This is a genomic window from Streptomyces sp. AA1529, assembly GCF_000280905.1.
Classification (GTDB): Bacteria; Actinomycetota; Actinomycetes; order Streptomycetales; family Streptomycetaceae; genus Streptomyces.
On sequence record NZ_ALAP01000020.1, the window covers coordinates 67,948 to 87,559 of the forward strand.

A 19,612-nucleotide genomic window follows, 5' to 3' on the forward strand; every position below is an offset into this window, starting at 1 on the left:
TCCCAACCCGAAAAGTCTGAGAAGGAGTACAGCCATCATCACCCGTCCCACCCCGCCCCCGGTGACGGACCTGGCAAACCTCGCCGCAACCGGCTCCCTGCCCGGTATCCTCCGCCAGCTCTCCAGCCTGGGCGGCTGCACCCACCCCATCCGCCTGGCCGGCCACCGCACCGAACACCAGGTAGACACCACCACCGGCGAAATCGGCCCGGCCCTGCGACGCCTCGACTCCGCCGACCTGCCCGCCGGTGACCTCCTGGTCCGCTGCGGCAACCGCCGCACCACCCGCTGCCCGGCCTGCGCCGAGACCTACCGCCGCGACACCTTCCACCTCATCACCGCCGGACTACGCGGCGGCAAAGGCACCCCCGAGACCGTGACGACACACCCGCGCGTCTTCGCCACGTTCACCGCACCGAGCTTCGGCCCCGTTCACAACCGGCCCGGTCCCCGCCCCTGCCGCTGCGGCCGGCGCCACGCTTCCGACGATCCGAAGCTGGGCACGCCGCTGGACCCGGAACGGTACGACTACGAATCCGCAGTGCTCTGGAACGCCCACGCGGGAGCACTCTGGCGCCGCTTCACCATCCACCTCCGTCGCGAGATCGCACGCCGCGCGGGCCTCACCCAACGGGAGCTCCCGGAACGCGCTCGCGTCTCGTTCGCGAAGGTCGCCGAGTACCAGAAGCGCGGCGCCGTGCACTTCCATGCCGTCATCCGCCTTGACGGCCCGGCCGGTGGGGAGACTCGGCCCCCGCACTGGGCATCCGCCGAACTGCTGGGCGACGCCATCCGTGCCGCAGCATCCCGTGCAGTCGTGCCCGGCCCCGTCCTCGATGGTCGCCCGCACACGTTTGCCTTCGGCCGCCAGCTCGACATCCGCACCATCCACGGCCCCGACCTCGCCGGCGGCCAAGCGCTCACCGACCGCGCGGTTGCGGCCTACATCGCCAAGTACGCCACCAAGGGCGCCGAGACAGCCACCGGCACGCTCGACCGCCGCCTGCGCTTCATCGCCGAACTGGCCACCCTCAACCTCCCGCAGCATGCCGAACGCCTCATCCGCACCGCCTGGGCCCTCGGCGCCCGCAAAGACCTCGCACACCTCCGCCTCCGCGCCTGGGCACACATGCTCGGCTTCCGCGGCCACTTCTCCACCAAAACCCGCCGCTACTCCACCACCCTCGGAGCCCTCCGCACCGCCCGCGCCCAATGGCAACGCCTCCAAGCCGCCATCGCACGCGGCGACGATCCACAACCGGTGGACAGCGAGGAAACAACGCTCGTCCTCGCCCACTGGACCTACGCCGGAACCGGCCTCACCCCCACCGAACAGTGGCTGTCCGCATCTCTTGCCGACAACGCCACCACCCCCACCCCGGAAGGAGACGCCGCCCGATGACGGCGACCACGACCACCATCACGCCCAAGTGGCACACCACGGCCGAAGTTGCCGCCATGCTCGGCTTCAGCCTCTCCAAGACAAAAATGCTCGTCCTCACCGGGGAAATCCGCTCGGTCAAGATCGGCCGCAACCGCCGCATCCTCCCGACCTGGGTGGACGAGTACATCGAGCGCTGCGCGGCGGAAGCCGAAGGAATCGGCGCCGAGAGGTGGTCCGCATGAGTGGCAAGCGGGGCAACGGCGAAGGCTCCATCTACCCCTACCGCAACGGCGGCTTCGCCGCGTACGTCTGGGTCACCACCCCGGACGGCAAACGCAAGCGCAAGTACGTCTACGGCAAGACCCGCCCGGAAGTCCACGAGAAGTGGCTGAAGCTCCACAACGAGGCCAAGAAGGGCCCGGTGGCCACCCAGCACCGCACCGTGGCCACCTTCCTCGACTACTGGCTGACCTCGGTCGTGAAGCCCAACCTGGCGCCCCTCACGTACGTCGCGTACGAGGGTGCCGCTCGCCTCTACATCGTGCCCCGCCTCGGCTCCAAGCGGCTCGACAAGCTGACGGTTCGCGACGTGCGCGAGTGGCTGACGAAGCTCGCCGACACCTGCCAGTGCTGCGCCCAGCGCAAGGACGCCAAGCGCCGTCCCGAGCGGCAACGCTGCTGCGCCATTGGCGAGTGCTGCGAGCAGTACCCGAGCGGGCGGGTCGTCCAGATCGCCCGGGACACCCTCCGCGCGGCTCTGAGTCAGGCCGTGGTCGAGGAGGAGATCCCGCGCAACGTCGCCAAGCTCGTACGCGTCCCCAAGCCCCGGCGCCGGAAGGTCAAGGCATGGTCCGTCGGTGAAGCCAGCCGCTTCCTGGAGCACGCCGTTACGTCCGACGATCCGCTGTACGCGGCCTGGGTCCTGGCGCTCACCCTCGGGCTCCGGCGCGGTGAGATCCTCGGCCTCACGTGGGAGTCCATCGACTTTGACGCCGGAGAGCTGTACATCGATCACCAGCTCCAGCGTGCGGGCCGTGAGGTCCTGCACCGGGAGACGAAGACGGAGGACTCGGAGGACTTCCTTCCCCTGCCGGAACTCTGCCTTGCAGCGCTGCGGCAGCGTCGCCAGCAGCAACAGGAGGACCGGGAAGCGGCCGGAGAGCTCTGGCAGGACGTGCATGGGCTGATCTTCACCACCCGTTACGGGACGCCGATCGAGCCCGGGAACCTCACCCGGGCCTTCGCCGTCCGCATCCGCCAAGCCGGCGTCCGCGCGATCCCGCTCCGGAACACCCGGCACACCACCGGTTCGCTGCTCGTCGCGATGAAGGTGCACCCCAAGGTGGCGCAGCGGATCTTGCGGCACTCCAAGTTCACGATGACCTTCGACGTGTACTCGGAGGCCAGTGACGAGGAGATCCGCGAAGCACTGCAACGGCTCTCCCGCGGCTTCGGCCAGAGCCCGCCGGACGACCCCGAGGAGTCCGACGAGGACTCGTAGCGGCCCGTAACGATCACCCCGGTTGCTGTACTTCGCTGCTGTACGGCACGGAAGAGGCCCCGCATCGATCATGATGCGGGGCCTCTGACCTGCGGAGCCGCCTGTCGGATTCGAACCGACGACCTTCTGTTTACAAGACAGATGCTCTAACCAGCTGAGCTAAGGCGGCGGGGGTGCGTCGCTCGTGCAGTGTACCCGGGAGATGGATCGTGATGCTTGCGACTACTGACAAACGGGCGTGCAGCGGCTAGCGTCTCGCCAGGTCCACGCAGTGGACTACACCTCCCTTTACGACGGATCGTCCGGCACGTACCTGCCGGTGAAGGAGAAACGAACATGGCCACGGTCACCTATGACCAGGCGACCCGGGTGTACCCCGGCGCCGACTCCCCCGCCGTCGACAAGCTCGACATCGAGATCGCGGACGGGGAGTTCCTCGTTCTCGTCGGTCCCTCCGGCTGCGGCAAGTCCACCTCGCTGCGGATGCTCGCCGGCCTGGAGGACGTGAACGAGGGCAACATACGCATCGGCGAGCGCGACGTGACCCACCTTCCGCCGAAGGACCGGGACATCGCGATGGTGTTCCAGAACTACGCGCTCTACCCGCACATGACCGTGGCGGACAACATGGGCTTCGCGCTCAAGATCGCGGGTGTGGCGAAGACCGAGATCCGCAAGAAGGTCGAGGACGCGGCCAAGATCCTCGACCTGACCAAATACCTGGACCGCAAGCCCAAGGCGCTCTCCGGCGGTCAGCGGCAGCGTGTCGCGATGGGCCGGGCCATCGTCCGGGAGCCGCAGGTCTTCCTGATGGACGAGCCGCTCTCCAACCTGGACGCGAAGCTCCGCGTCCAGACCCGTACGGAGATCGCGAGCCTCCAGCGGCGCCTCGGCATCACCACCGTGTACGTCACCCACGACCAGGTCGAGGCCCTGACGATGGGCGACAGGGTGGCCGTGCTCAAGGACGGGCTGCTCCAGCAGGTCGACAGCCCGCGCAACATGTACGACCGCCCCGCCAACCTGTTCGTCGCGGGCTTCATCGGCTCCCCCGCGATGAACCTGGTCGAGGTCCCGATCACCGACGGCGGCGTCAAGTTCGGCAACAGCGTGGTGCCGGTCGAGCGCGAGGCTGTCGGCTCCGCGGCGGACAATGGCGACAAGACGGTCACGGTCGGTGTCCGTCCCGAGCACTTCGAGATCGTCAACGGTGACGGCGGCGGCAAGGGCCTCGCCAAGGACGAGCACGCCGGTGTTGCCGTCACGGTGAACGTCGTCGAGGAGCTGGGCGCCGACGGCTACGTCTACGGCACCGCCGACATCGGCGGCGAGCAGCGCGACCTGGTGGTCCGCGTGCCCGGCCGCAGCGTTCCGGAGAAGGGCTCCACCATCCACGTGGTGCCGAAGGGCGGCGAGGCCCACGTCTTCGCCACCACTTCCGGCGAGCGCCTCAGCGACTGAGCGACTTGCGCGACTTGAGCAACTTGAGCGACTGACGTCCCGCTTCCGCGCGACGCGGTTCCCGGCCCCATGCGAGCACTTCGCCCGCATGGGGCCTGCGCTGTACCGGCCCGATCCGCCGGGCAGGGCCACGGGTCCGACCCGGATCGAGGAGCGCCGCTCACCCCTCCCGCACCCTCTCCGAGACCTGCCGCACGCCGCGCCGACCTGCCGCACGCCGCCCCGACCTGCCGCACGCCGCCCGGCCCGCCGTCCGCTGATTCCGACGTGCCGCCCGCAGTCTCCGGCCTGTCGGTCCGTGCGGGCGAGTTGCCCACTCCGTATCCTCGTTCCGTCCCGCCGGGCCGCCTCCGGCCGGCCGACCGTACGGGACGTACCGGGCTCCGGCGTCATCTCACCGCCGCACTGTTCCCCCTCCCGTGCGGTGTCGCTTCGAACAAGTCGGGTTCCCGTCCCTCGAAGTGGTGACAAAATGTCGCCAAATCACTACCCCCGGCTACCATCGCGGGCGTGAACCATGCAGCCCGCCGTATCGGCCGATCCCTCGCACTCGTACTCCCGGTCGTGCTCGTCCTGTCCGGGACCCTCGCCGTCACGTATGTTCCGTGGGCATCCGCGCCCGCGGACGCACCGGTTCTCGCCTCCTCGGCACAGAAGGCGTCGGCGGACACCGCCTCGACGCCCGCCGGGCCGGCCAGCCGCCACACGCCGGAGCACCAGCTCCGGGACCGGCTCATCGCCGAACTCCAGGAACAGGACCCCGGGGTGGCGCTGAACAGTCTCCAGCGCGCCATCGCCCGCAAGCCGTCGCTCGCCGGCCACTGCGCCTCGATCGCCCGGGCGCTGGGGAAGGCCGCCGTCCACAAGTACGGGGCCCAGCGCGCGCAGCGGTTCTCGCGGCCGGTGTGCGACACCTCGTTCGCCTACGGGGTCGCGCAGTTGAGCTGACGCCGGAAAGGAGCGGGAAGCGCCGGGCCGGGGCGTGGCAACCGGCGCGGGTCGTGTGGCGCATAGGCTGCGCCACATGACCCAGCACCCGACCCAGGCCGTGATCCTCGCCGGTGGACAGGGATCACGGCTGCGGCCGTACACCGACGACCGCCCCAAGCCGATGGTGGAGATCCCCGGCACGGGAGTACCGATCATCGGCCACCAGTTGGCCTGGCTCGCGGCCGAGGGCGTCAGCGACGTCGTCGTCTCCTGCGGACACCTCGCCGAGGTGCTCGACGAGTGGCTCACGCAGGCGGAACTCCCCTGCCGTGTCACGACGGTGGTCGAGCGCGAACCGCTGGGGCGCGGTGGCGGGCTCAAGTTCGCGGCGCGTTCGCTGCCGCGGCCCGACGAGCCCTGGTACGCGACCAACGGCGACATCTGGACGCGCTTCTCGCTGCGCGAGATGGCCGACTTCCATGCCGAGCGCGACGCCACCGCCACGCTCGCGCTCGCCCGTCCGCGGATCCCCTGGGGTGCGGTGGAGACCGACGAGTTCGGTCACGTCCTCGACTTCATCGAGGCGCCGCCCTCCCCCTATCTGATCAACGCGGGCGTCTACGTCTTCTCCCCCCGGTTCGTCGGGCTGCTGCCCGAGCGGGGGGACCATGAGCGGACCACCTTCCCGCGGCTCGCCCGCGAGCGGGCACTGGCCGGCTTCCCGCTTCCGCAGGGCTCGTACTGGCGGGCCATCGACACCGCGAAGGACCTGCGCGAAGCCGCCCGCGAACTCGCCGACGGAACCCCGCGCTGAAAGCCCCCGGAGCGTCCTGAACGTTCCTGCCGCGCCTGCCCCGCCTCCACCGGTCCGCCGCGCCTCTCCGGCACGCGCCCTCCGGCCCCGGCGGCTGCCGGCCCGGGCGCGAGGCGCGAAGCCGAGCCCTGCACGAGCGCCCGAGCGCCCCAGCACCCGAGCACCGGGACAGGGCCGGACCGGACCGGGCAGAGCCGGTCGGCGTCCGGAAACACGAAGCCGGGTGGGGTTGTCGATCCTCGGAGATCGACAACCCCACCCGGCTTCGCACGCCCGTGGCCGCCTCGGCGGCGCCCCGGCCACGGGACCGGAACGGCCGCCGGGGGCCGTCCGCCGCCGCGGATCAGTGCCCGAGCAGTGCCCGGTCAGTGCCCGAGCAGTCCGCCCAGTGCGCCGCGTCGGCCGCCGCTGCTGCCGGACGAGGACCCGCTGCCGGAGCCGGACGACGAGGCGCCCGTGCCGGAGGAGTCGCTGGAGCCGCCGCCGGAGCTGGAGCCGCCGCTGCCGCCGGGGTTGGCCTGCGGCTGCCGGGGGGCGGGCTGCTGCTGGGCCGGCGGTGCCGTGGTGCCCTGCTGCTGGCCGGGGGTGGCGGCGCCCTGTCCGCCACCCTGGTCGGCGCCCTGGGTGCGGCCCTGGCTGGGGGTGGACTCGGGGCCGGTGGTGGCCCGCTGCTCGCCCGGGCTGGTCTCCTCCGCCGAGGGGCTGCCGTCCTTGTCCCGGCTGTCCTTGTCGCCGTCCCGCCCGTCGGCGCCGGACGGGCCCTGGGTGGCCTGGCCGGAGCTGGAGCGGCCCGGCTCCTGCGGCATCGGGGAGCCCGGCAGCCGGTTGGTGGGCAGCTCGCCGCGGCCGGGCCCGGAGGCGGGCTGCGAGGTGCGGACGGCGCTGCCCAGCAGGGAGCCGATCAGCAGCGCGAGGCCGACGACGACGGTGGCGATGACGGTGCCGCGGCGCAGTACCCGCCGCCGCAGGTCGCGCAGTTCGACGCGGGGGCCGAGCCTGCGCCAGGCCTCGCTCGCCAGCCGGCCGTCGAGGGAGAAGACGGGGGCGCCCGCGATGATCAGGGGGCTCCAGGCGGCGAGGTAGATGATGTCGGGCGCCTCGTAGGCGGGGACGCTGCTCCAGCTGACCGTCATCAGCAGGGCGACGGAGAGCAGCGCTCCGATCCCGGCGGCGACCCGCTGCCAGAGTCCGAACATGGTCAGTACGCCGACGATGACCTGGAGGAAGGCGACCGTGAGGCCGGCGCCGACGGGGTGCGCGAGGGCGAAGTCCCGCAGCGGGGTGGCGATCGTCCACGGGTCGAGGGAGCGCAGCCAGGTGACCATGGAGCCGCGTTCGCCGCCGTCGAAGTAGACGGGGTCGCACAGCTTGCCCATCCCGGCGTAGACCGTGATGAAGCCCAGGAAGAGCCGCAGCGGGAGCAGGACGACGCCCAGGTTCATCCGGCGGCCCGGGTAGTACGCGTGCCGGACGGTGTCACGGCGGCGTCGGGCCCCGGTGTCGCCCTGGGTGTGCTCGTCCTCGTCGTCCGCGTAGCCGCCATCCGGGTACGGGTCGTCCCCGTAGCGGGGGCCGCCGGGACCGCCGGGGTGGAGGTCGCCGCCACGGTGGGTGACGGCCGGCAGTTCGCCGGTCTCCGGTCCGGCCGCCTCGAACTCGCCGGTGTCCTCGTCGAACGCGCTGCGGGCGGGGCGTACGCCCTTCAGCAGTGGTTCGGTGCGGTGTTCGCGCGGCGGCAGCGGGCCGCCGCTCTCGGAGGGCTGGGGTCCGCGCGGCGGGCCGACCACGGTGGCCGGGCCGTTGCCGGTGCGGCCCGGACCCGCGGTACCGGGGCCGTTGACGCGGGGCAGCGTCTGGGTCGCGGTGGGGTCGGATTCGGCGGTGCCGCCCTCGAAGCCGACCAGGCCCGCCGTGCGGGCGGCCTGGATGAGCTTCGTCGCGCCCGTGTCGTCGGGCTCGGGGCCGCCGCTCCACACCACGGGGGTGCGGCGTCCGGTCGCGGAGCGGCGGGCGCCCGCCGGGCTGCCGCCCGCGGTGACCGGCATGGGCCCGGTGTCCTCGAACGCCGGGGCCCCGCGTCCGTCCGCCGGTCCGGGCTGCGTCAGCGGCCAGGTCGGCGACGTCGGCACCGTGGCGGTGGCCGCGGGCGACAGCGCGCCCCGGGCGGGCACGGCCGAGGCGGCGGACGGTGCGTACGGCATGGCCGCGGTGGGCGGCGCGGCCGCCCCGCCGAGCCGCACACGGAAGCTCGCGTGGTTGACGACCACCTCGGCGGGGTCGGACGGGACCTTGACCGTGCTCAGCACCGGTTCGTCGTCGAAGAAACCGCGTGGGCTTCCCGCTGGGCTGTGCCCGGAGCCGCGGCCCGAAGCGCCGGGTGCGCGGGGTGTTCTGGTGTCCACACTCATCTAACCGAGTGACGGACGGTTAGGACACTGCCTTGACCGACTCGATCTGTCCGAGGTCCGTCAAGAGATCATCGGAGCGGTGCACCGAGGGAGCCCCGGGGCGGTCCGCCCGGACCGCCCGGGGTGCGGTCCCCGCGGTGCGGCGGGCCGCTGCGACCGCCCTGCGCACGGAACGCCACCGCGCGCGACGGCAGAGCACTGCCGGAGCACGCGGAAGCCGTCCGCTCGACGTCAGCCGCTCGACGTCAGGAGTCGCTCGACGTCAGCCGCTCGACGTCAGGAGTCGCTCGACGTCAGCCGCTCGATGTCAGGATTCGCTCAGCGTCAGCCGCTCGGCGTCAGGAGCCGCTCGGCGTCAGGCGCGGCGCCGTGCCGCCTCGTAGAGTACGACGCCCGCCGCGACACCCGCGTTCAGCGACTCGGCCCCGCCCGGCATCGGAATCCGCACCCGCACGTCGCAGGTCTCGCCGACCAGCCGCGACAGGCCCTTGCCCTCGCTGCCGACGACGACCACGAGCGGTCCGTCGAGCGCGGCGACGTCGCCGAGTTCCAGCTCGCCGTCCGCCGCGAGCCCGATCACCGTCAGTCCTGCCTTCTGGTACCCCTCCAGCGCACGGGTGAGGTTGGTGGCGCGCGCGACCGGCGTGCGCGCCGCCGTCCCGGCGGACGTCTTCCAGGCACCGGCCGTCATCCCGGCCGCGCGGCGCTCCGGGACGACCACGCCGTGCCCGCCGAACGCGCAGGCGGAGCGGACGACGGCGCCCAGGTTCCGCGGGTCGGTGACCCCGTCCAGGGCGACGATCAGCGGGTCCTCGCCGCGGTCGAAGGCGGCTGCTGCCAGGTCCTCGGGGTGCGCGTACTCGTACGGCGGGACCTGCAGGACGACGCCCTGGTGGTTGAGGCCGTTGGTCATCCGGTCCAGCTCGGGCCGGGGGGCCTCGACCAGGCGGATACCGCCCCGTTCGCCCGCCACACGGACCGCCTCGCGGACCCGCTCGTCATTGTCGATGAACTGCTGCACGTACAGCGCGTTGGCGGGGACGCCCTCGCGGAGGGCCTCCATGACGGAGTTGCGGCCCACGACCAGCTCCGAGGTGCCCTTGCTGCCGCGCTGCGGACGGGTCTGGGAGCGGCGGGCCTTCGCCTGCGCGACGCGCTGCTTGGCGTGGCCCTTGCGCATCTCGGCGGGCGGGGTCGGGCCCTTGCCCGCCAGACCGCGGCGGCGGTTGCCGCCGCTGCCGATCTGCGGCCCCTTCTTCTTCCCGGGCATGTGGGCACCTACCTTGCTGTCCGCGGCCTTCGGGGCCTGTCGTCGACCCGGTCGCGGGTCTGTCCTGGCCCGTCGGGCCTGTCGTCGTTCGTGGAGCGGCCGGCCGGTGGCCGGCCGCAGGGCCGCACGTACGCAGCGCTCACCGAGCGGTCGGATGTACGTACGGCCTTACCACGGTACCGGTTTCCGCTCCGTGGCCCGCGCCCCCTTCCGGAGGCGGGGTTCTTCCGGAGGCCCGGCTCTCCGGAGAGCCGGGCCTTCCTCCGGGGCCCGGAGAGGCAGACGGCAGACGCCCCGGGGCCCCGGGGGCCCCGGATCACTCCCCGGCGAGCTCCCAGCGGGGTCCGGAGGGGGTGTCCTCGACGGCGAGCCCGGCGCGCTTGAGCTCGTCGCGGATGGCGTCCGCGGTCGCGTAGTCCTTCCGGGCCCGTGCCGCCTGCCGCTGCTCCAGCACCAGGCCGACCAGCGAGTCGACCACGGAGTCGAGCCGGGCACCGGCGCCGGAGGCCGCGCCGGACCACTCGGCCGCGAGCGGGTCCATGCCCAGCACCCCGAGCATGGCCCGGACCTCGGCGACGGCCGTCGCCACGGCGGTGGTGTCCCCGTCGGCCAGCGCGGCGTTGCCCTGCCGGACCGTGGTGTGGACGACCGCGAGGGCCTGTGGCACGGCGAAGTCGTCGTCCATGGCGGCGGCGAACGCCTCGGGCACCTGGGCGGCGGGTGCCACCTGGCCGGCGAGTTCGACGCCGCGCTGCAGAAAGCCCTCGATGCGGCCGAGCGCCGACTCCGCCTCGCGCAGCGACTCGGGGCTGTACTCGATGGTCGAGCGGTAGTGCGGGGTGCCCAGGTAGTAGCGCAGGACGAGGGGGCGCCACTGCTTGACCATCTCGCTGACGAGCACCGAGTTGCCCAGCGACTTGCTCATCTTCTCGCCGCTCATGGTGACCCAGGCGTTGTGGGCCCAGTAGCGGGCGAAGTCGTCGCCGAAGGCGCGGGACTGGGCGATCTCGTTCTCGTGGTGCGGGAAGACCAGGTCGACGCCGCCGCCGTGGATGTCGAAGACCCGGCCGAGGTACTTGTGCGCCATCGCGGAGCACTCCAGGTGCCAGCCGGGACGGCCGGGCCCGAAGGGGGTCTCCCAGCAGGGCTCGCCGGGCTTGGCGGCCTTCCACATGGCGAAGTCGCGCGGGTCGCGCTTGCCCGTCTCGCCCTCGCCCGCGGGCTGGAGCAGGTTGTCCAGCTGCTGGTTGGAGAGGGCGAGGTAGTCGCCGAAGGAGCGGACGTCGAAGTAGACGTTGCCGTCCGCGGCGTAGGCGTGGCCGCGGTCGATCAGGACCTGCATCATCTCGACCATCTCGGGGATGTGGCCGGTGGCGCGGGGTTCGTTGGTCGGCGGGAGGCAGCCGAGCGCCTGGTAGGCGGCGTCGAAGGCGCGCTCGTTCTCGTAGCCGATCGCCCACCAGGGGCGGCCCTGCTCGGCGGACTTGGCGATGATCTTGTCGTCGATGTCGGTGACGTTGCGGATGAACGTGACGTCGTAGCCGCGGTGGGCGAACCAGCGGCGCATGATGTCGAAGTTCAGTCCGGAGCGGACATGCCCGATGTGCGGCGGCGCCTGCACGGTGGCACCGCACAGGTAGATCGAGACGCAGCCGGGTTCGAGCGGGCTGAAGTCGCGGATCTGCCGGGCGCTGGTGTCGTACAGGCGAAGAGTCACGGTGCCCAGGGTAGTAGCCCACCGGACCGCGCCGCGCCCGGACCGGAGCGGAGGTCCCGGGCCGGAACGGGCGCGAAGCCGGGCGTCCGGCCCCGGCCGTCGGCACCGGCGGCCGGGGCGGCCGGCTCAGAGGCGGCCGACGACCTTGTCGACGCCGACCCGGACCACGACCCGCTCGGCGTCCTGGTCGGAGGCCGGGTTGAACTCGGCGTAGCTCTTGCCGACGTACTTGTGCGCCAGCTCGTCGATCAGCTCCTGCCCGCCCTCGGTGGTGAGGGAGGCGGTGCCGCGCAGTTCGGCATAGGTGTAGGGCGCCTCGGCCGGGTGCACCAGGACGGTCACCCGCGGGTCGCGCCGCATGTTGCGGGTCTTGCGGCGGTCCACGGTGGTGGAGATGAGCAGGTCCTCACCGTCGCGCTTCACCCACACCGGCGACACCTGGGGGCTGCCGTCGGGCTGGATGGTGGCGACGGCGACGAAGACCTTTCCGTCGAGTACCTTCTTCAGTTCCTCGGAGAGCACCTGCTGGGCCACGGGAACGGCTCCCTTCCTCATTCACGATGCGGAACGAACGCGGGCCTGACCGGGAGCCGCGGCCTGTCCGGAGCGCCGCAGGCACTCCGGCGGCCCTGCCTGCCGGGACGGTATCTCACATCCGGCCGGCGACGGGGTGTACGCGTCGGGCCCACGTCCCACGCACCATCGGGTAAAGCCCGCTGGGCCCGGTCTCTCCCCATCCGGCAACCGCCAGGGGACTGCGGGAGCGCTGTCGGGCTGTGCCGGACGGCATCAGGACTCCTCCCGCACCCGAAGGGCCGAAGAACAGACATGGAGCAAGGTCCGTAAGGGCTCACCCCGCTGCGGCTGGGGATCCTAGGGGGCGGAGCCCACTGGCGGGGGGCTGTTGGGTGGGGGTCCCCCCGGACGGAGTCTGGGGGAAGCGCCGCCCCGACGCCCGTCCGGCGAGGACAAGGGGGGGTCGGGGGCGAAGCCCCCGACAACGGCGCCGCACCCGGCGAACAACGGACGGGGGCACCCAGCGAAGGGCGGCGCCCCTCAGCCGCGGTCGCGGCCGCGACGAACGACCAGCGCAGTGGCAACGGCCGCCACCCCTTCGCCGCGACCGGTCAGCCCGAGCCCGTCGGTGGTGGTGCCGGAGAGCGAGACGGGCGCACCGACCGCGTCGGTCAGTGCCCGCACCGCTTCCGCCCGCCGCTTGCCGATCTTCGGGCGGACGCCGATGACCTGGATGGCCACGTTGCCGATGCCGAAGCCCGCCGCGCGTACGATGCGCGCCGTCTCGGAGAGCAGTGCGGCGCCCGAGGCGCCGGACCATTCGGGCCGGTCGGTGCCGAAGTGGGCGCCGAGGTCGCCGAGCCCGGCGGCGGAGAACAGCGCGTCGCACGCCGCGTGGGCGGCCACGTCGCCGTCGGAGTGCCCGGCGAGGCCGTACCGCTCGCCTTCCCACAGCAGTCCGCCGCACCACAGCTCGCGCCCCTCCTCGAAGGCGTGCACGTCGGTGCCGATGCCGACCAGCGGCAGGGCGGCGGCCGGCGCGGGCCCGGTGGTGTCCTGAATGTCGTCGGCGTTCTCAGAACGCATCGTGCGCCCTCCTTCTGGCCAGTACGGCCTCCGCGAGCACCAGGTCGAGGGGGCGGGTCACCTTGAACGCCTCCTCGTGGCCGGGCACGACGACCACCTCGACTCCGAGCCGTTCGACCATGCCTGCGTCGTCGGTGGCGCCGTCGCCCTCGGCCGTCAGCCGGGTGTGCGCTTCGGCGAGCACCGTGCGGGCGAAGCCCTGCGGGGTCTGCACGGCTCGCAGCAGGCTGCGGTCGACGGTGCCGGTGACGGGCTCGGGCGCTGCGCCGGGGCGGGGTTCGACCTGTTTGACGGTGTCGGTGACGGGGAGCGCGGGCACGACGGCGGGTGCGCCGTCGCGGACGGCCCGCGCGACGGCGTCCACCGTCTCGTCCGGCACCAGCGGCCGGGCCGCGTCGTGCACCAGCACTGTCTCGACGGTGTCGGGCAGGGCGGCCAGTCCGAGGCGTACGGAGTCCTGGCGGGTTGCGCCGCCGGGTACGACGACGACTCCGGGGAGCCCGTGTTCGTCGAGCAGGGTGCGGACGGCCGGTGCGCCGTCCGGTGGGGCCACCACGACGACCAGGTCGACGGCGCGGGCCCGCGCCGTCGCCCGGACGGCGTGCACGAGCATCGGCGTACCGCCCAGTTCGCGCAGCGCCTTGGGGGTTCCCGGGCCGAGCCGTACGCCCTTGCCCGCCGCGGGGATGACGACGGCGGTGCGGGGTCCGGAGTCATCCGAAGGTTGCTGATCGCCGGAAGGAGCGAAGTCCGTGGAATCGATTGACATCGGTAGCGCGTTCAGGGTTTGTGTCCTCAGCCGGGGTGGGTATGGCCTGGGAGTACCCCCAGGCCAGGGTGGATGCCCTGGGTTGGCGGGAGTGCCGGGCGCAGCCACTCGATCGAGCCCTTTCCGTGACCAGCGGTCGAGTCGGGCGCCCGGGCCCGGCACGCGGCCCGTTCGGCCGCGGGCAGGCCTGCGGCGGCACCGTCGGGAGTCAGGTCCGGGGACCGCGGTCGCAGAGCTGTCCGGATATGCCGCCGAACATGCCGCAGCGCCCGGCGACGACTGATGTCATCCGGGCACCGCGGCATCGTGGGGCAGTTGGAATGTCAGGAAGCGAGAACCTCGTCGAGCAGCGCCTCGGCTTTGTCCTCGTTCGTGTTCTCCGCCAGCGCCAGCTCGCTCACCAGGATCTGCCGGGCCTTGGCCAGCATCCGCTTCTCACCGGCGGACAGGCCGCGCTCGCGCTCACGGCGCCACAGGTCACGCACGACCTCCGCCACCTTGATCACGTCGCCGGACGCGAGCTTCTCGAGATTCGCCTTGTAGCGGCGGGACCAGTTGGTCGGCTCCTCGGCGTACGGCGCGCGGAGCACCTCGAAGACCCTGTCCAGCCCGTCCGAACCAACGACGTCGCGCACGCCTACGAACTCCGCATTGTCCGCCGGGACGCGAACGGTCAAATCGCCCTGCGCAACCTTCAGAACCAAGTAGGTCTTGTCCACGCCTTTGATCTGCCGAGTTTCGATCGCCTCGATCAGCGCGGCCCCGTGATGGGGATAGACCACGGTGTCGCCAACCTTGAACGTCATGTGTCAGGTACCCCTTCCGTGGCTATCCAGGGTAACACGGCGGCGACGTCTTCTGAATGGCGTTTTCGCAGGTCAGGGCGCATCTCGGGGCTTGACAAGCGGCCCTCTATCGTGCATCGACCAACCAATGCAAGCGGGTATTCGCAGGTGGGAGCGGTTCTGCACACCCGCGGAAACAGTCGCAGGGGACCCTGGGAAGTGCATGGCGACACGTCCATTGTGACCGATTTGTCCGACTGTAGGGAGTAGCGTCTTCGCGCCGCCCTTCCCGCTTTCCGGGAATTGATCAATGACCCCGCAAGAGCCCGTTGATCAATTCTCCATCGCGCTCTCGCATTCTGCTGGAATCGCCCGTACGGAGGTCGCCCACACCGGCAGTGGGAGCTATTCGACAGCGCACGCGACCGCCGCGCGCCCCCTCCCGCCCGAGCCGGACCGGCCCCCGGTCGACGCCCCGGTCGACGCCCCGGTCGACGCCCCGGTCGACGCCCCGCCACGACAGCCCGGTCACGGCTGCCCAGGCACTGCTGCTCAGGCACGGCTGCCCGGGCGAAGACGGCCGGGCCCGGCGACGCGGGCGCGGCGGCGGGGCCGGGGGGCCGGGGGGCCGGGTCCCAGGGCCGCTCCGAGGGTCGCTCCGAGGGCCGGGTCGGAGGGTCGGGTGCGGGGCGTCAGCGGGCTGTCGGTAATCTGAGCGCGCACGCGAAAGCCCCATCCGTACGCGACCGGCACGCGCTCTGGAGCGTGCCGCCGCCATAGCTCGCCTAGGAGTTGCCGCCGCCGTGAGCAGCAGCCTTCGTCGCGGCGCCCTCGCCGCCACCACCCTCGCGCTCGCCGCCGTCTCGCTGACCGCCTGCGGCGCCGGGAACGACGCGCAGACGCTGGAGGTCAAGCCCGACAACGCGGCGACGCACGTCGGGGTCATCAAGGTCCAGAACGCCAACATCGTCACCGACACCAAGGGTTCGGGCGAGGCGACGGTCACGGCACGGATCTTCAACGACGGTGACCGGGACCAGACCCTCAAGGGCATCCGCGTCGACGGGGCACGCGCCGAACTGAGCCCCGCCAAGGGCGAGAAGAAGCTCGTCGTACCGGCCGGCGGCTCGCTGGCGCTGGGCGGCAAGGGCAACGCCTCCGCGCTGCTCCAGGACGTCGAGGCGGCGGGTGTCAAGGACGGCAACGCGCAGCCGGTCACGTTCGACCTGAGCCGGACCGGCGCGGTCAAGCTGCGGGCGACCGTGCTGCCCGCCAAGCACGCCTTCGAGACGGTCGGCCCGAGCTCCTCGCCGAGCGACAGCGCGCCCCGGCCGGGTTCCTCCGCGTCCCCCGGCCAGGACGGGGCGGAGAGCCCCTCCGACGACGCCTCGACCGGCGCCTCGGCCGACGAGCAGGGCGCGGGCGCGAGCGAGGGCGCGACGTCCCCGAGCAGCTCGCCGGGTACCGAGCAGGGCGGCGAGTCCGCCGGCGACTGAGCGCGGCGCTCGGCGGGTCGTTCCGTTCCCCGGGCGACCGCCCCGCACACACGTACGGCGAGAGGCCGCACCCACCGCGGGTGCGGCCTCTCGCCGTACGCACGTTCCCGGCACCGTCCGGACTCCGCCGGGGCGGCAGACCGGCTTAGGGCTCGAACTTGTAGCCGAGGCCGCGCACCGTCACCAGGTAGCGCGGCGCCCCCGGATCGGGTTCGATCTTGGCGCGGAGGCGCTTGACGTGCACGTCGAGGGTCTTGGTGTCGCCCACGTAGTCCGCGCCCCAGACCCGGTCGATGAGCTGCATCCGGGTGAGCACCCGCCCCGCGTTCCGCAGCAGCATCTCCAGCAGGTCGAACTCCTTGAGCGGCAGGTCGACCTTGCCGCCGCCGACGGTGACCACGTGCCGCTCCACGTCCATCCGGACCGGTCCCGCCTCCAGCGCGGCGGGCGCGACCTCCTGCTCCGGCTCGCCGCGGCGGCGCAGCACGGCGCGCACGCGGGCCACCAGCTCGCGCGAGGAGAACGGCTTGGTGACGTAGTCGTCGGCGCCTATCTCCAGGCCGACCACCTTGTCGATCTCGCTGTCCTTGGCCGTCACCATGATCACGGGAACGTTGGAGCGCCCCCGCAGCTGCCGGCAGACCTCGGTGCCGGGCAGCCCCGGCAGCATCAGATCGAGCAGCACCAGGTCGGCGCCGTTGCGTTCGAACTCGTCGAGCCCGTCGGGACCCGTGGCCGCGACCGCGACCTCGAAGCCTTCCTTACGGAGCATGTACGACAGTGCGTCGCTGAACGATTCCTCGTCCTCGACGACGAGCACTCGGGTCACGGGAGGACCTCCGGGGCGGAAAGTTGTTCATCAGCCTGATCGACATACGGCCGCTCCTCGTCCTCGAAGGCGGCCGGTTCCTGAAGTGCGCCCGACAGGCGGTTCCGGCCGAGCCGGTCGGCCTTGTCGAGTGCGGCCTGCTCCCGTGCGCTGCCCGCCTCGGGCAGCCGCAGGGTGAAGGTGGAGCCCTGTCCCTCGGCACTCCACACGGTGACCTCCCCGCCGTGCGAGGCGGCCACGTGCTTGACGATGGACAGGCCCAGTCCGGTGCCTCCGGTGGCCCGGGACCTGGCCGGGTCGACGCGGTAGAAGCGCTCGAAGATGCGTTCCTTGTCGCGTTCGGAGATGCCGATGCCCTGGTCGGTGACGGCGATCTCGATCAGATCGCCGCCCGGGGCCTGGGCGAGGCGGCCCGCGACCTTGACGCGGGTGCGGGCCGGCGAGTAGTTGACGGCGTTCTCCACGAGGTTGCCGAGCGCCGCGGCGAGCTGGCCGCGGTTGCCCCACACGTGCAGGCTCTCGGTGCCGCCCGCGAGGAGGGTGATCTGCTTGCTGTCGGCGCTGTGCCGGCTGCGCTCGATGGCCTCGGTCACCAGTTCGTCCACCCGGACGGACTCGGAGTCCTCGAGCGGGTCGTCGTTCTGCACCCGGGAGAGGTCGATGAGCTCCTGGACGAGGTTGGTCAGCCGGGTCGCCTCGTTCTGCATCCGCCCGGCGAAGCGCTGCACCGCCTCCGGGTCGTCGGAGGCGTCCAGCACCGCCTCCGAGAGCAGCGAGAGCGCGCCGACCGGGGTCTTGAGTTCGTGGCTGACGTTGGCGACGAAGTCGCGCCGCACCGCCTCGATCCTGCGGGCCTCCGTCAGGTCCTCCACCAGCAGGAGGACCAGCCGGGAGCCGAGTGGGGCGACCCGCGCGGAGACCGCGAGGGCATCACCCCGTCCCGTGCCGCGCCGGGGCAGGTCCAGCTCCACCTGCCGTATCTCGCCGTCCCGTCTGGTGTCCCTGGCCATCTGGAGCATGGGCTCCACGGCGAGCTTGCCGCCGCGCACCAGGCCCAGCGCGTAGGCGGCGGAGCTGGCCTTGACGACGGCGTCGCTCTCGTCCAGCACGACGGCCGAGGAGCGCAGCACCGACAGTACGGTGTCGACACCCGGGGGCAGCCCCGGCTCGGTGTGCAGGGAGGTGCGGGTGGGGCGGGCCTGCTCCCGCTCGCTCCACCGGAACGCCAGCATCGCGATCACACCGGTACAGACCCCGGCGATCGCTGCTGCCGCGGCGACAGCCGCATTAACGTCCATACACCCAGGTTATGCGCCTCTCGCGAGAGTGCCCCAGCCCTGGACGGCGCCGCCGAAAGAGCTGTCGCCCAGTGTTTACCCGCACGGCGCCTCCGGTTCACCGTGGGGGGCCGCACCGGTCGCATTTCGGGCGCACCGTGGGAGCGTAGGGGCCCGAGCGACCCCGTGAGAACGGCCGGGGCCGTACGCCCCGGAAGAACATTCGTGCGAGGGAAGGACAGCCATGCGGGACGCGTACCACGAGGAGCTGGACTCGATCGGGGACAGCCTGGTCGAGATGGCCCGGCTCGTCGGCTCCGCGGTCGGGCGCGCCACCACGGCGATGCTGGACGCGGACCTCAAGCTCGCCGAGAGCGTCATCGCCGCCGACGAGAAGGTCGACGACATCCAGCGCGACCTGGAGACCAGGGCGATACAGCTGCTGGCCCGGCAGCAGCCGGTCGCCACCGACCTGCGGATCGTCGTCACCTCGCTGCGGATGAGCGCCGACCTGGAGCGTTCGGGCGACCTGGCGCAGCACGTGGCGAAGGTCGCCCGGCTGCGCTTCCCCGAGTCGGCCGTCCCCCAGGACCTCCAGGCCACCCTGCTGGAGATGGGGCAGCTGGCGCAGCGGCTGATGGCGAAGGCGGCCGAGGTGATCGTCACCAAGGACGTCGACCTGGCGATGCAGCTGGAGCAGGACGACGACGCCATGGACCTGCTGCACCGCACCCTCTTCCAGCACCTGATGGACGACCGCTGGAAGCACGGCATCGAGACCGCCGTGGACGTCACGCTGCTGGGCCGCTACTACGAGCGGTTCGCCGACCACGCCGTGTCGGTGGCCCGCCGGGTCGTCTACCTGGTGACCGGCGACTACGCGGACGAGATCGACCCGGCGGCCGCCGTGGCCGGTGCGGCTGACGCCGCCGCCCCGGGCACCCCGGGCGACGCGGGCAGCGCGGGTGAGGGGACCGGGGCGGGCGAGGGCCGCTAGCTCGCGCTCTCCGGCAGCCCACCGCGGCGGGCCCGGCGGCCCGGCCGCGGCCCGGCCGCCGGGCGGTCACCGTCCGGTCACCGCCGGGGCAGGCGTGCATCCGCGCGCCCTTGATGCGCCCGGGCCGCCGCGGCCTGCAATGGGGACGGTCATGTCCTGTCCATGACTGTCCCTGCCGAGGAGGGCACGATGGCTGACTCCACCGAACCGCTCCGGACCACGGCCGACCAGCAGCCGCCGACCGCACCACGGGAAGCCCGGCACCTGCCCCTGCTGGGGGCGTGCGGGTGCGGCGCCGGCTGCGGCTGCGGCTGCCAGTCGGGCGGCCCCTGCCAGTGCGGGGGTTCCTGCGGCTGACCGTCCGCCGTCGCG

The 19,612-nt window shown here is 72.4% G+C and carries 18 protein-coding genes and 1 tRNA gene; 9 read left to right on the top strand and 10 right to left on the bottom strand.

What is annotated here, in order from left to right; genetic code table 11:
- Positions 1 to 61: 61 nt before the first annotated feature.
- The 3 genes from A949_RS32685 to A949_RS0106455 are packed head-to-tail and all read left to right on the top strand — an operon-like array spanning position 62 to position 2,885.
- Positions 62 to 1,402, top strand: a complete 1,341-nt coding sequence (locus tag A949_RS32685) for a replication initiator (RefSeq protein WP_019355182.1) — start codon at positions 62 to 64, stop codon at positions 1,400 to 1,402.
- Positions 1,399 to 1,626 carry an excisionase family DNA-binding protein gene (locus tag A949_RS0106450; RefSeq protein ID WP_019355183.1) on the top strand — a complete coding sequence of 76 codons (228 nt, stop codon included), beginning with the start codon at positions 1,399 to 1,401 and terminating at the stop codon, positions 1,624 to 1,626. Before A949_RS32685 ends, A949_RS0106450 begins: the two co-directional genes overlap by 4 nt.
- Positions 1,623 to 2,885 (top strand): site-specific integrase, encoded by a 1,263-nt coding sequence (locus A949_RS0106455; protein WP_051019400.1) that lies wholly within the window; start codon positions 1,623 to 1,625, stop codon positions 2,883 to 2,885. The genes A949_RS0106450 and A949_RS0106455 overlap by 4 nt, the downstream gene beginning before the upstream one ends.
- A gap of 95 nt (positions 2,886 to 2,980) precedes the next feature.
- Here A949_RS0106455 and A949_RS0106460 read toward each other — a convergent pair.
- A tRNA-Thr gene (locus A949_RS0106460) sits at positions 2,981 to 3,054 on the bottom strand.
- A 167-nt stretch (positions 3,055 to 3,221) separates the two neighbouring features.
- Here A949_RS0106460 and A949_RS0106465 point away from each other — a divergent pair.
- From A949_RS0106465 to A949_RS0106475, 3 genes are all read left to right on the top strand, one after another.
- Positions 3,222 to 4,346: an ABC transporter ATP-binding protein gene (locus A949_RS0106465; RefSeq protein ID WP_019355185.1), complete on the top strand. Its 1,125-nt coding sequence runs from the start codon at positions 3,222 to 3,224 to the stop codon at positions 4,344 to 4,346.
- Positions 4,347 to 4,856: 510 nt separating this feature from the next.
- Positions 4,857 to 5,294 carry a hypothetical protein gene (locus tag A949_RS0106470; RefSeq protein WP_019355186.1) on the top strand — a complete coding sequence of 146 codons (438 nt, stop codon included), beginning with the start codon at positions 4,857 to 4,859 and terminating at the stop codon, positions 5,292 to 5,294.
- Between the two features lie 76 nt (positions 5,295 to 5,370).
- Positions 5,371 to 6,090, top strand: a complete 720-nt coding sequence (locus A949_RS0106475; RefSeq protein WP_019355187.1) for a nucleotidyltransferase family protein — start codon at positions 5,371 to 5,373, stop codon at positions 6,088 to 6,090.
- A 365-nt stretch (positions 6,091 to 6,455) separates the two neighbouring features.
- On the opposite strand, the gene A949_RS0106480 is transcribed toward A949_RS0106475, so the two are convergent.
- The 7 genes from A949_RS0106480 to A949_RS0106515 form a co-directional block, all read right to left on the bottom strand.
- A complete protein-coding gene (locus A949_RS0106480) occupies positions 6,456 to 8,498 on the bottom strand; it encodes a DoxX family protein (RefSeq protein WP_063826247.1) in 2,043 nt (680 codons plus the stop codon).
- 355 nt (positions 8,499 to 8,853) lie between these two features.
- A complete protein-coding gene (rlmB, locus tag A949_RS0106490; RefSeq protein WP_019355190.1) occupies positions 8,854 to 9,768 on the bottom strand; it encodes a 23S rRNA (guanosine(2251)-2'-O)-methyltransferase RlmB in 915 nt (304 codons plus the stop codon).
- Positions 9,769 to 10,084: 316 nt separating this feature from the next.
- Positions 10,085 to 11,485, bottom strand: a complete 1,401-nt coding sequence (gene cysS / locus A949_RS0106495) for a cysteine--tRNA ligase (protein WP_019355191.1) — start codon at positions 11,483 to 11,485, stop codon at positions 10,085 to 10,087.
- Between the two features lie 126 nt (positions 11,486 to 11,611).
- Positions 11,612 to 12,019 carry a PPOX class F420-dependent oxidoreductase gene (locus A949_RS0106500; protein ID WP_019355192.1) on the bottom strand — a complete coding sequence of 136 codons (408 nt, stop codon included), beginning with the start codon at positions 12,017 to 12,019 and terminating at the stop codon, positions 11,612 to 11,614.
- 522 nt (positions 12,020 to 12,541) lie between these two features.
- Positions 12,542 to 13,087, bottom strand: a complete 546-nt coding sequence (ispF, locus tag A949_RS0106505; RefSeq protein ID WP_019355193.1) for a 2-C-methyl-D-erythritol 2,4-cyclodiphosphate synthase — start codon at positions 13,085 to 13,087, stop codon at positions 12,542 to 12,544.
- Entirely contained in the window at positions 13,077 to 13,856 is a 780-nt protein-coding gene (gene ispD, locus A949_RS0106510) for a 2-C-methyl-D-erythritol 4-phosphate cytidylyltransferase (protein WP_019355194.1), read from the bottom strand. Before ispD ends, ispF begins: the two co-directional genes overlap by 11 nt.
- A 323-nt stretch (positions 13,857 to 14,179) precedes the next feature.
- Positions 14,180 to 14,662, bottom strand: a complete 483-nt coding sequence (locus A949_RS0106515; protein WP_016472332.1) for a CarD family transcriptional regulator — start codon at positions 14,660 to 14,662, stop codon at positions 14,180 to 14,182.
- Positions 14,663 to 15,444: 782 nt separating this feature from the next.
- On the opposite strand from A949_RS0106515, the gene A949_RS0106520 reads away from it, so the two are divergent.
- On the top strand, positions 15,445 to 16,137 hold the full coding sequence (locus A949_RS0106520; RefSeq protein ID WP_019355195.1) for a hypothetical protein: 693 nt from the start codon (positions 15,445 to 15,447) through the stop codon (positions 16,135 to 16,137).
- Positions 16,138 to 16,282: 145 nt separating this feature from the next.
- On the opposite strand, the gene A949_RS0106525 is transcribed toward A949_RS0106520, so the two are convergent.
- Positions 16,283 to 16,966: a response regulator transcription factor gene (locus tag A949_RS0106525; RefSeq protein WP_019355196.1), complete on the bottom strand. Its 684-nt coding sequence runs from the start codon at positions 16,964 to 16,966 to the stop codon at positions 16,283 to 16,285.
- Positions 16,963 to 18,264 carry a sensor histidine kinase gene (locus A949_RS0106530; protein WP_026004394.1) on the bottom strand — a complete coding sequence of 434 codons (1,302 nt, stop codon included), beginning with the start codon at positions 18,262 to 18,264 and terminating at the stop codon, positions 16,963 to 16,965. The genes A949_RS0106525 and A949_RS0106530 overlap by 4 nt, the downstream gene beginning before the upstream one ends.
- Before the next feature lie 223 nt (positions 18,265 to 18,487).
- On the opposite strand from A949_RS0106530, the gene phoU reads away from it, so the two are divergent.
- Both phoU and A949_RS38460 read left to right on the top strand, forming a co-directional pair.
- Complete coding sequence (gene phoU / locus A949_RS0106535; protein ID WP_019355198.1) at positions 18,488 to 19,240, top strand: phosphate signaling complex protein PhoU; 753 nt, start codon at positions 18,488 to 18,490, stop codon at positions 19,238 to 19,240.
- A 189-nt stretch (positions 19,241 to 19,429) separates the two neighbouring features.
- Complete coding sequence (locus tag A949_RS38460; RefSeq protein ID WP_192817124.1) at positions 19,430 to 19,597, top strand: hypothetical protein; 168 nt, start codon at positions 19,430 to 19,432, stop codon at positions 19,595 to 19,597.
- Positions 19,598 to 19,612: the final 15 nt, after the last annotated feature.